The organism is Microcystis sp. LE19-41.2A, from assembly GCF_027530405.1.
In the GTDB taxonomy this organism is placed as follows: domain Bacteria; phylum Cyanobacteriota; class Cyanobacteriia; order Cyanobacteriales; family Microcystaceae; genus Microcystis; species Microcystis aeruginosa.
On record NZ_JAPZQJ010000298.1, the window covers coordinates 1 to 2,890 of the forward strand.

Genomic DNA, 2,890 nt, shown 5'->3' on the forward strand with positions numbered 1-2,890 from the left:
ACGCTAGATGTTAAGTCTGATTGCCCGTCCATTCTCAATAAGCACTGTTTATTGAGAATGACCGGGGGAACTCTGAAATTTTCGGCTTAGTTGCTGGCAGCTTGCCGCCAACTCACTCCTCTAGATAAGTATTTTGACTCACGCCCCTTCCTCTTTTGAGACGTTGTGACACTTAGGGTGCGGAATGTGGGTGGTATGGTTCGATCGGGGGGCGTGAATCGACTAAATCCTTATCTGGCAAGAGTTCTATTGATTAGTTCGTTCTAGAGCGAAAACAATTGACCAAAATCGCAGCAATGTCTGTCTCTATAAGGGTTTCATTCCTTATAACCCCGTCCATTGCATAACAAAAACCGAAGAACCATACTATTGACGACGACAAAACTTGAAAATCAATCGAAAGATAACAAGAATTACTATCGTGTTGCTTCAAAACCAACCCCTTCAAAGGTATAGCTCCAGTCAGGATGAGCCAAGACATTATCCCTTTCGGCTGGATTAGTCGTAAAGAAATGTCCTCTGGAGATCGGGTTATAGAAGCGGAAAACATCCGATCCTAGACTGGCACTCGCTCCGTAAGCATAGAAGCCAATTCCTTCAAAGTTATATTGCCATTCGGGATGACCGTTGACAGTATCCCTTTCTGCTGGATCGATCGTGAAGAAGTGTCCTCTGGAAATCGGGTTATAGAAGCGAAAAACGGGAAATAGATTATTACCAGGGGATTGGGCGGCTTGAAAACCAACTCCTTCAAAGGTATATTGCCATTCGGGATGAGCGATGACATTATCTTTTTCTGCTGGGTTGAGGGTAAAGAAATGTCCTCTGGAAATCGGATTGTAAAAACGGTAGACGGGACAAGTTAAGGGGTCGGGACAAGGAGGAGTAGGGGGGGGAGGGGAAGGAGCAAGATTCCAGCCTTCATCCTTTAAGATTCCTAGGGGGATGGGGCCCGGGTCGTGAATCGCTTCACCTAGGCTAAAATAGGGTGTATCTAAGGAATTAGGATTGCCCCGGGGATAAGTCAGTTCGTCAAGATGGGCGTAACTAGAACCTTGTTGCCATTGACTAGGGGCGTAAAGTTTCGGACGGATTCCATTATTCGCCCCTACAGCATTAGGTCCATCGAAGAAAAGGTTGTTGCTGGTTAGTTGATTACCGAGGGCAACAGACGGGTTAGGGAATAAGCTCGTATTAATGAGGCTTTGCCCCGCACCATTTTCTGTAAAGCGATCATAGATACCGGGAAAGCCCGTACCCAATCCCCAACTTCCCTGACCGCCACTGTAGTCCATCAAGCCAATGTTTCCTAAACCGTGTAATATTTCGTGCAGAGCGACGGTGACAAAATCATATTGGTTGGCTGGAGTCTTGCCATCTGTACCGAAATACCAGTTGGCAGTGCTATTTAACTCGGAGGTCATATCCCCATCGTTAGGCGCAAGATCTCGACCTGCTAGCTGATTAGCCAGGGCTGATGTGTACCATGTATTCGGTCGTGTTCCGGGGGATTCTCTCCAAAAGAGATTGGGGCTTGCTCGGCCGAGAATCGAAGGATCTAAGGGTTGCCAGTAGGCATCAACGGCAATCGGGATAGTTGAGACGATAATAGATTCCCAGATACTGACCGCATACTGAAAAGCCGCTTGTGCTTGAGGGGTATAGTTATGATAAGTAACATTAATTGTCGCCGTTCGAGCGTCAGCCATGAGTCGATTCTGTACGTCAATTGATAGAGGAACTAAAGAGGTTTCTACTGACTCGGATGATTGATTGGCGACGAGGATGATCGAGGGTGGTACTACCGATCCTGGCAACTGTTCGGAAGCGGGGGTAATCGAGGGTGGTACTACCGATCCTGGCAACTGTTCGGAAGCGGGGGTAATCGAAGGTGGTACTACCGATCCTGGCAACTGTTCGGAAGCGGGGGTAACCGAAGGCGGTACTACTGACCCCGGTAATTTTTCGGAAGCGGGGGTAATCGAAGGCGGTACTACTGACCCCGGCAATTGTTCGGGATCATTTTGACGATGAGGGTTAAATAAATCGTCTGTGGATAAGGACAAATCTCGATCGAATTCAAGGGGATTCATGATTAGAGAATCATTGAAGAATATTTGCCGATCGAGAGCTTGACTCGAATTGGTGCCGTTGTTCATACCTGTATAATTCTCCTCGTGAGGCGTTGTAGAGAAAGAGTCCGGTGACAGATAATTATCAAGAGAAAACGAGGGTGATGAGAGGGTTTACTTCCTTCCCGCAGCAACACGACCCAACCGACAAGCCTTGTCGTGTTAATGTTTGTGAACCCAGGCAATGGGCAATTTAAGAGCGGGAATGGAGTAGTCATTCCACAACATACAACTTTATCTAGATAACAGAATTCCAGACTCAAATAGAATTTATAATCCGACAGCAGAATGATTTTATCTATCTAACCCGTAACAACTAGACTTCAGGTTTTAAACCTCATTCCACTATTAGAATAATATTGCCATATCCAACAGTTCGAGAAACCCATCAATGAACTGGCCCCCACTAAGTACCTATTGTTGTTTCTGTTTCTTCTTTTCTCGTATTTTGAAAACGGGATCTGTGTTATTCGGTCATTTAGACTATTTCTACAACTCGATCGTAGTCAAAAATATCTTGTATTTTGTTGTTTCGTTATATAAGTTAATAGTTATTTGAGCGTTTAACAAGCTGAACGGTTCTTCCCAAGACAGGGATGACCGGCTTTTCTGATTAGTAAGCTTTTACGCATTTAAGTTACATTGACAGCATTACCCTTATTTTTAAGTTTTCTACTCCATTTAATAATCAATCCCCCTTCATTTAAAAGCTGATTGACTACTTTTTCCAGTTCTTCTTTATTTTCAAATTCTCGATT

Annotated in this window: 1 protein-coding gene and 1 pseudogene; both read right to left on the reverse strand. The window is 44.8% G+C overall.

Going from position 1 to position 2,890, the window contains the following annotated elements; genetic code table 11:
* Positions 1–416: 416 nt before the first annotated feature.
* Positions 417–2,159 (reverse strand): hypothetical protein, encoded by a 1,743-nt coding sequence (locus tag O9290_RS12725; RefSeq protein WP_002761532.1) that lies wholly within the window; start codon positions 2,157–2,159, stop codon positions 417–419.
* Between the two features lie 605 nt (positions 2,160–2,764).
* Positions 2,765–2,890 (reverse strand): annotated as a pseudogene (locus O9290_RS12730) (IS630 family transposase); the annotation flags it as partial.